At 36.7% G+C, this 8434-nt stretch carries 14 protein-coding genes; 2 read left to right on the forward strand and 12 right to left on the reverse strand.

What is annotated here, in order from left to right; all coding sequences use genetic code 11:
- Positions 1–278 (forward strand): IS630 family transposase (locus LH47_RS13375; protein ID WP_043967549.1); only part of this gene is annotated, 278 nt, incomplete at its 5' end.
- A 271-nt stretch (positions 279–549) separates the two neighbouring features.
- Here the strand turns inward: LH47_RS13375 and LH47_RS13380 are convergent.
- The 9 genes from LH47_RS13380 to LH47_RS13410 form a co-directional block, all read right to left on the reverse strand.
- Positions 550–951 (reverse strand): Rpn family recombination-promoting nuclease/putative transposase, encoded by a 402-nt coding sequence (locus tag LH47_RS13380; protein ID WP_235341155.1) that lies wholly within the window; start codon positions 949–951, stop codon positions 550–552.
- A gap of 278 nt (positions 952–1229) precedes the next feature.
- On the reverse strand, positions 1230–1391 hold the full coding sequence (locus LH47_RS16390; protein ID WP_153125988.1) for a hypothetical protein: 162 nt from the start codon (positions 1389–1391) through the stop codon (positions 1230–1232).
- A gap of 63 nt (positions 1392–1454) precedes the next feature.
- Positions 1455–1622 carry a hypothetical protein gene (locus LH47_RS16395; RefSeq protein WP_153125990.1) on the reverse strand — a complete coding sequence of 56 codons (168 nt, stop codon included), beginning with the start codon at positions 1620–1622 and terminating at the stop codon, positions 1455–1457.
- 170 nt (positions 1623–1792) lie between these two features.
- Positions 1793–3448 (reverse strand): mercury(II) reductase, encoded by a 1656-nt coding sequence (gene merA, locus LH47_RS13390; RefSeq protein WP_268751145.1) that lies wholly within the window; start codon positions 3446–3448, stop codon positions 1793–1795.
- A 12-nt stretch (positions 3449–3460) separates the two neighbouring features.
- Entirely contained in the window at positions 3461–3781 is a 321-nt protein-coding gene (locus LH47_RS16560) for a heavy-metal-associated domain-containing protein (protein WP_052585057.1), read from the reverse strand.
- An 18-nt stretch (positions 3782–3799) separates the two neighbouring features.
- Positions 3800–4102: a mercuric transport protein MerT gene (merT, locus tag LH47_RS13400; protein WP_043968347.1), complete on the reverse strand. Its 303-nt coding sequence runs from the start codon at positions 4100–4102 to the stop codon at positions 3800–3802.
- Between the two features lie 13 nt (positions 4103–4115).
- Entirely contained in the window at positions 4116–4349 is a 234-nt protein-coding gene (merF, locus tag LH47_RS15570; RefSeq protein WP_084221344.1) for a mercury resistance system transport protein MerF, read from the reverse strand.
- 16 nt (positions 4350–4365) lie between these two features.
- Positions 4366–4764, reverse strand: coding sequence for an Hg(II)-responsive transcriptional regulator (merR, locus tag LH47_RS13405; protein WP_043968349.1), 399 nt, complete (start codon positions 4762–4764; stop codon positions 4366–4368).
- A 167-nt stretch (positions 4765–4931) separates the two neighbouring features.
- A complete protein-coding gene (locus tag LH47_RS13410) occupies positions 4932–5210 on the reverse strand; it encodes an iron-sulfur cluster assembly accessory protein (protein ID WP_225434182.1) in 279 nt (92 codons plus the stop codon).
- A 13-nt stretch (positions 5211–5223) separates the two neighbouring features.
- Here LH47_RS13410 and LH47_RS17240 point away from each other — a divergent pair, with 13 nt between their 5' ends.
- A complete protein-coding gene (locus LH47_RS17240; RefSeq protein ID WP_084221345.1) occupies positions 5224–5388 on the forward strand; it encodes an IS3 family transposase in 165 nt (54 codons plus the stop codon).
- Between the two features lie 302 nt (positions 5389–5690).
- Here the strand turns inward: LH47_RS17240 and lgt are convergent, their stop codons facing one another.
- The 3 genes from lgt to LH47_RS13420 form a co-directional block, all read right to left on the reverse strand.
- Positions 5691–6497 carry a prolipoprotein diacylglyceryl transferase gene (lgt, locus tag LH47_RS13415; RefSeq protein WP_043968352.1) on the reverse strand — a complete coding sequence of 269 codons (807 nt, stop codon included), beginning with the start codon at positions 6495–6497 and terminating at the stop codon, positions 5691–5693.
- Positions 6476–6646, reverse strand: a complete 171-nt coding sequence (locus LH47_RS17245; RefSeq protein WP_153125992.1) for an Lmo0850 family protein — start codon at positions 6644–6646, stop codon at positions 6476–6478. Before LH47_RS17245 ends, lgt begins: the two co-directional genes overlap by 22 nt.
- A 771-nt stretch (positions 6647–7417) precedes the next feature.
- Positions 7418–8434, reverse strand: a 1017-nt coding sequence (locus LH47_RS13420; protein WP_043968358.1) for an IS4 family transposase, incomplete at its 5' end; no start/stop codon positions are given.

Here is an 8434-nt window from a genome sequence, read left to right on the forward strand (position 1 = left end):
AAATAGTGATGATTTTAGATAACGCTCGAATTCACCATGCCAAACTCATTCAGCCATTTTTAAAAGAACACGAAGATCGGTTAGAGCTCGTCTTTTTGCCACCATACAGTCCGCAATTGAACTTGATTGAAGGGCTATGGAAATGGCTGAAATCAGACGTGATTTACAACGTGTTCTATTCGAGTGTGCAAGAAATTAGAAAGAATGTCCAAGCCTTTATTCAGCGAATCAACCAGAAACCAGAACAAACGATCGATCGTTTGTGTGTTCAGTTGTAAATCTTTAATTCAACTTATATAGTAACTATACCCAAAGCACCTGCAATGAAGAAAAGATATTTTATATTGAAATAATCAACACTGACCCCAAAAATAAACTGGGCTACTGGCGTTGAAAGCATTGAACAACAGTGCCTGGCACCGTTCGCTAATTCAGGACGTATTTGAACAGCGAATCGATTTTCTGATCGCTCTCCAATCACCTGTGCAACGTCACTGACGTGGGACAAAGAGGGACACAACATAGTTGAACAGCACCCGACATCGTTCGCTAATCCCCCAACCGTTCCCGTACTTCCTCCTCTGTCATGTCGAGAATATGGGCAACGTCTGTTATACTCATTCCTTTTTCGACCATTTTTCGAATCGTTTCATTTTTCCCTTCTTCTCGACCTTCTTTCAACCCTTCTTGTCTTCCTTCTTCCCGACTGCCGCGAATGTTTGAGAGTTGATCAAGGAGCCACTTCAGCCGCATTTCGTATGCGTAACGGTTTTCGGGGTCGACGCTTAAGTTTTGCCATTCTTCTAGCGCTTCTAAAATGTCTTGTTCTGTCATGGCTATTCCCTCCAATTCACGAAACATCTCTTCATCCATTTTTTTCGTTCGTCCATCGACAGCCGACAACATCGTCAGCCATGGACATTCGGGTGACTTACGAACAGTGCCTGGCACCGTTCGCAATTATAATTGATTCACCCTTATTACAATTTAATTCAATCCCATTATATATTTGCGCTTCTGATGCTTTATAGAAGTCTTTTTAACGATATTTTCCAATTTCTTATCCCACCTTGCCTTGCAAAGTCCAAAAATTTCTTGAGTTTCAAGGGAAGTTCAAAACAACAATCACCTTTAGCCGAACCTAACAAAAAAGAGAAAACTTACGTAGCACACAAGCGACCAATCATAAGTTTTCTCACATTTTTATTTTCTTTATATCGTTCTTCTGCCTAGCTGGACTCGAATTTTTCTTTAATCTCTGCTACTTTCTTTAGTGGAATCTTTAATTCGTTAGAAATTTGTTCAACCGTTTTTCCTGCAACCAGAAGTTTCAGCACAGCTATCGTATCATCTTCGACTCTGTTTAAATATCGTTCTAAACCCGAAATCATTAAAGAAACCTCCTTATGCACTAGGAAATGATACATCAGAAACCTTTAGACTTAGAGTATTCATTATTCTTTAAACAACGTCTCGATTACTTCTTCAGGTAGTTTGAAGTATCTATTCATATATTTGATGTCCTCAAGTGATTTTCCGTCTTTAATCATTTCCCTTAGAACTTCAATTTTCCCTTCTTGTTTAATCTCTTTCATTTTGAATTCAGAGTAAGATAAAGCCATGATTTGTTTCTCCCTTTTGGAATTTTCATTTTTGTAAAATTGTTCTTGTAATTTTTCTTTCAACACAATTGTATTGTCCATGAAATTAAACAGGGTATTCAGATTATAGGTAGAATTTCTTTTTGCCATACTTTATAAGTATAGAAAAATGCATAAAAAGAACTTGGTCTTTAACCAGCACAACAAGATAGTTTTTTAACATCTTTATCAAATGTTAAGGCAACTAATTTCAATCCTTCTGCCATTGTTAAATATGGTGCAAGGCATTCCCGCAAATCTTCAACCGTTAGACCGAATTTTACGGCTAATGTGGCTGCATAAATAACATCACCAGCATTTTCGGCAACAATATGAACACCTAGCACTTTTAATGTTTTTGCATCAGCAACAAGTTTAAATACACCTGTCGTTTCGCGATTAACAAGCGCTCTTGGAACTGCATCAAGTGGTAAAATGGAAGTTCTCACTTCGTATCCTCTTTCTTTAGCCTGTTCTTCTGTTAACCCAACCGTAGCAATCGATGGATTCGTAAATGTAACAGCCGGAACAGTATCAAGATTTACTTTTCTCTCCAAGCCACCGATTGCATTGTCGGCAGCAATTCCACCTTGGTATGCAGCAACATAAACAAATTGTGGTCCCATTGTTACATCTCCGGCAGCATAAATTCTAGGATTGGAGGTCCTTAAATAGTCATCAACTCTAACTTCACCACGAGAACCCACTTCTACGTTTGCAGCTTGAAGATTTAGTGCTTCCGTATTTGGCTTGCGCCCAGTAGCTACAAGTAGCTGCTCAGCTTCAATGATTTTCTTTTCACCATTAACAGTAACATGAATTTGTTTCATATCCCCGTTCTGTTCTACACGCTCAAATGTAGCACCGGTAACAAAATGAATGCCTTGTTCTGTTAATGCTTTTTCTACAGCTTCTGAAATTTCAGGATCATATTCTTTAAGAATTCTTTGACTACGCTGCATTAACGTTACTTCCACTCCTAAATGGTGAAAGAGCTGACCTAACTCCAATCCGATGTATCCAGAACCAATAACAGCAAGACTTTTTGGCAGTTCTTCAAGCTCTAACAAAGAGGCGCTTGTTAAGTAATCAACATCTTTTAATCCCGGAATATTAGGAATGGATGGGGAAGCTCCTGTTGCGATTAAAAAGCGTTTAGCTGTTATTTTATTACCGTTTACTTCTACTGTTTTTTCATCTACAAATTTTGCTTCTCCCTGTATTAGTTCAAACCCATATTCATCAATTAAATCAACATACTTTTGCTGACGTAATTCTTTCACAAGTTCATCTTTTTGTTCAATTAGTTTTTTCAAATCTACCGAACCAGCTGAAGTATTTAAACCAAGAAATGGATTGTTTTTTGCTAAACGATTGATTTCTCCAGAACGTAGCAATGTTTTGGATGGAACACAGCCAATGTTTACACAAGTTCCACCGATGGCACCACGCTCAATCATCGCCACTTTTGCCCCATATTCCACTGCTTTAATAGCAGCAGAAAAAGCTCCCCCTCCAGAACCAATGACAATAAATTCATAATCATAATCACCTTCATCATCACCAATAACAGAGCCTTTTTGTTGATGAATAGCTTCAGCTTCACCTGCCTTATAATGAGCCTTATTCACAGCTTCTTTGGCTTTCTCGATACCTATATGTTTTGGTAATTCAAAAATAGCTTCTCCACGGCGAAAATTTACATCTACATTTTTAGCTCCTATGCTGTTTAGAGCTGTTTCAACGTGCTTTTCACATCCAGTACATGTCATACCTTCCACTTGTAAACGATATTTATGAGTTGACAAATGAACCCCCTCCTATTGTTTAACACCATACCCTAATTCTAAGACGGTATTTTTTAAAGTTTTTACATCTGTTTTTGAAGCATCAAACACAACTTTAGCTGTTCCTTGGACACCTTCTGTAATTGTTACCTCAACTGTTTTTACACCTTTTACACGTTCAAGAGAACTTTTGACAACAAAGGGACAACTTGAACAATCCATTTCAGTAATGGTAAAGGTAACACTTTTAGTATTATTTCCATTCGCTGTAGTTTCTACTTTATTTTCATTACCACAAGCCGTAATAATTAGTGTGACTAAAAATATAATTAATCCAAGATTAGCTTTTTTCACACCAAAGTCCATCTTTACTTAAAAGTAACCTTTAGCCCATAATGTATAAAGAAACATGATTAACACTGCAACAGTTGTTACCCATAAACCAACGATTGAACTTTTTTTCTTACATTTTCGCCCATAGACCAAATAAAATGAGTAACCGAGTAAAACAAAAGTGACAATCCTTAACATCGTCTGATACTTAGTAGAATAAATCGCTAATCCTCCTGCAAAACCTGTAAGTCCAAGAGGAATTAAAATAAGTGGTCCTAAGCAACAACCAGCCATAACAAAACCAGAAAATAAAGTTAATAACTGTGAAACTTTCTCTTTCATCTTTATCACCTACCTAATCAACAGAACAACAAGAGTCATTTTTGCAATTTGATTTGCTTGACTTGTTATAGGAAAAAATCGCTAATGTAAGGAAAATCGCTAACGCTGGTATTAAAACATAATCTAAATATCCAGTAATACTGGCTAGTCCAACAGAACCTAACAAGATATTTAAAATAGGTGTAGCACAACATAATATAGTAACAAGTGTTCCGATCACTCCTGTAGTAAATGTCTTATTTTTCATTGATATCCCCCTTTCTTTAATCATCAATCAGAAATTCAATAATTGGACATTCATGTAGTTGCTCTTCATTCGGACAACGTTCTTTTAATTTGTTCAACATATTTTCAATACGCTTTAAATCTTTCATTCGTTGTTGAACCTCATCTATTTTTTGAGAAACAAAGTTATACATATCCGCACATCGAACCTCATCCTTATCAACAACACCAAGTAATTTATGAATTTCACTTAGAGAAAACCCTAATTCCTGCATACGTTTAATAAAACCAATACGCTTCACAGTATCTTCCGAGTACAATCGATATCCCGATTTTGTTCTTGAAGGTTCTTTGATTAAGCCTTTTCTCTCGTAATATCTAATGGTTTCTTTATTAACGTTACATTTGTCAGCAAGTTCACCAATACGATATTTCACCTTATCACCCCTAGATAAAGTATAAACCCTGTACCATAGTACAGGGTCAAATGAATTTCGAAGTTTTTATAGCTTATTAAAATCTACTCTTGTTAATTTATGAAGAAGTTTAAAGAACTTTTTTGTCACTCATTACTTTTGTCTATTAGCATATTCAACTTGCAGATTTAACAACATTGATTTAAGCCTAATAAGACGAATTGAACGCCTTCTCCCGTTTCTTCCGCATCGAATGTAACTCCTTCGATGATAGAAGCCATTTGCTCATTAATCGCTACCTGAATACCATTAATGTTCTTCAATCGATCAGTGGTTTGAGGGTTATCTAATGATAAACTAAGTTGCGGACCGCAACATCCTCCACCTGCAGAAGAAAAATGAAACCCTTCTTTATCGTGTTCCTTTAGAGTATCTTGTAATGCTTGTTTTGCTTGATCACAATACAAGATAAGAGCCAGTATGTCCAGAAAAGGTAATTGTTTAGATAATGCTGGGGTGGAGAACTTTTTAAGCCATTTGAAGACAGAATGTGTGTATATGTATAAGTTTGAAACAGTTGAGGAAATGAAACAAGCTATTTCACAATATATGAAATTCTACAACAACGAACGTATACAAAATTAAACAGCTGTAGCCCTAAATAATATCTAGGCTACAGCTGATTAAAAATGCCCTTTTTAAATACTGTCCACTGGACAGGGAGAAGTTCAACAGACGGTACTCCTTTTTGTTACATAATCACTAATTATCGGTAGTTCTATATGAAAAAATAGGCTGAACACTAGCTTTTTTATATACCCCGGAATATCTGAAGTAGTTGTACCTTTATTAGTCACGACCTATGGATAAATAGTTTAAAGACTTGCTACACAGGATTAAAAAAGGCTATCGATTTTTTTCGATAGCCTAAAAATGAATAGTTTAATTTAATCTTTATATCTAGCTGTCAAATTTTTTCTAGTTCGTCTGTATAATATAAGAACTGTACTTGCAATCACCAAAGTAATAGATAAAACTTGAGCCATTCTTAAATTATCCGTTAGCATTAAACTATCTGTTCTCATTCCTTCAATAAAGAATCTACCAATCGAATACCATATAACATAAGTCAAGAATACTTCTCCACGTTTTAAGTTTAAACGTTGGAATATCAATAAAATCAGAAACCCTATAAAGTTCCATAGAGACTCATACAAAAATGTTGGATGATAATAACTTCCTTCAATGTACATTTGATTAATGATAAAATCAGGAAGCTGAAGGCTTTCTAAAAACTCTCTTGATACAGGTCCCCCATGTGCTTCCTGATTCATGAAGTTTCCCCAACGTCCAATCGCTTGCCCGAGTATAATGCTTGGTGCCGCGATATCTGCCAATTTCCAAAAGCTCAAATTCTTTTTCTTTGCAAAAACAACAGTTGTGACAATAGCACCTATTAAAGCCCCATGAATGGCAATTCCGCCTTTCCATATAGCTATAATCTCATCGGAGTGTTGCGAATAATACGACCAATTAAAGATGACATAATAAATTCTGGCACATATCAAAGCTATAGGGACAGCCCATAATACAAGATCGGTAAATACTTCTTTTTGTAATCCCCTTTTTGCTGCTTCATTAGTAGCAATATACAATCCTAATAAGAGTCCTGTACCAATAATAATTCCGTACCAATGAATACTTAAAGGTCCTAATTCCAGCGCAATTGGATTTAAAGGTTTAATGGTTTCCATTTGCTAAAGTCTCCTTTCTGACCTTTTTTCCATGAATTTTCTTCTAATATAGCAGCTAATATAGCTAGTCTTGATTTCGTTATTTCTGCTGGTATGCCCATCGCTCTAAGACGATTTACGATTTGAAGAACCCGCTTTTCCTTATTCATTTTATTCTAACCTCATTTGGCAGTTTAAAGTTATTTACCGATATCTTGAGTTTAGCAGCTAAATGATTTCATTCTTGTACTTCTTCTGTTAGTGAAGACGTTTCAAAAGTAAAGTTCTTGATTTGATTTATATTCTCTTTAATGCTTGTGATTGAAACAAATATTGTCCGTGTTTAACGCCACCTCTTGCAAATAGACCCTCATTTCATTTGTAGCTTTTACAATTTGTTAAAATACAGAAGCAGTTTCTGCAATTAGATGGATGCCGATTGCGACTTCTTTCTGTCCTTCCACAATAGAATTAACTGTTTGACTAAGATCATAGACGATTTCATTAAAAACTAAAGAAATTTACTTTGAAGATCTATCAGATTGTTTAGCTAACTTTCGGATTTCCTCTGTAACTTCTGTAACTACGAAAAACCTTTTTCTTCCGTACTCGCCGACTCTTGCTGCTTCAATTTTTGATTCTTACAGTTTTCATACCATCCTCCTAAACCAACGATTCTAATAACCAGATAAATATATCTTAATAAATAAATTTGCAGAATTTATGTAGAGGAAATAATAAAAAATATCCCTCTTCTTTAGAAATACCGCCAACCTATTAAGTTGACGGTTCATCCCCATACCCGTCAAGTTTAGTGTTAAGGGTCGTTGTGTCCATACGCAATGTTTGTGATCATTAGCTGAAGAAAAAGAATACCACATGTTTTAGGCATGCCAAATAACCCTCTTGGAGAGGGTTATTTGGCGTTTTTATGAATCTAATCAATAAATACCCAATTTAACCAAGAGATCCGATGCCGTTTCTTTTCCTTTCCTTCGATCCTTTCTTCCATGTTTTCTCAATAGAAGGAGGAGAGAAGAAAGGCTGATTTCTTCCTTGGATAGGCGCAAAAGCAGTTGTTGCCAATAGAATTGGAGAACATCTAGTGCTTTCCGTTCGCTGATTTGAATCCCTTCTGTTTGTTGCCAATACGTTCGAGCTTGAAACAGAAAGGTCTGAGTCACCAAAATGGCAATCAACGTCCCATATACATGGCATTCGAACCGTTCTTTCTTCATCTTTTTCACTTTCTCCAAATCAAAAACGGACTTCCACGCTTTAAACAGCAGTTCAATTTGCCACCGCAAAGAATAAAGCTCATAAACCTGTTGCCCATCAAACGACTCTTGTGGTAAATTAGTCAGTAAGATGTGGTATTTCTTTTGTTCGAGGGTTTGGCGTGTCAGCGCCTTCCCTTTTCTTTTTTCCCTTTTTCGCACATACGCCATCCGTTTTTGCCATTCTTCTTCCGTCAAACGTCGAAAAATCAAGCGTGGGATATACAAACGCTCATGCCCGATGTATACATGTTCCATTTCTACTGATTCCCTTTCCTTTAATTGATTCCCAAGAGATTCCCAATCCCATTCCTTCCACTGGCTATTCTCTTTGATATACACTTTCATATCGGAACGGAGCCGAGTAATATAATACGCTCCACGGGCGTCGATCTCGGTTAGTGCGGCAACGGAGAAAAAGCCCAAATCCCGAATACATAGGTCATTCGGCAAAATCGTGTGCTGGGCATGATAGGCAAAACGGGCGTCCGAGTCATTGGCCGATTGAACGCATAGTTGAAGACAGGCACCAGACAACAAGTCATATTCAAACTGAATTTTCGCTCCTGATGAGACGGAACCTCGGTAGTCCTCCCCGTAGTCGGCAGGAACCAAAAAACTGGTCGAATCCAAAATCCGCAAGCGAGTAAAACACGTCCGGTAGGTTTGGATGGTGGACCA

It is taken from the genome of Anoxybacillus thermarum, from assembly GCF_000836725.1.
In the GTDB taxonomy this organism is placed as follows: domain Bacteria; phylum Bacillota; class Bacilli; order Bacillales; family Anoxybacillaceae; genus Anoxybacillus; species Anoxybacillus thermarum.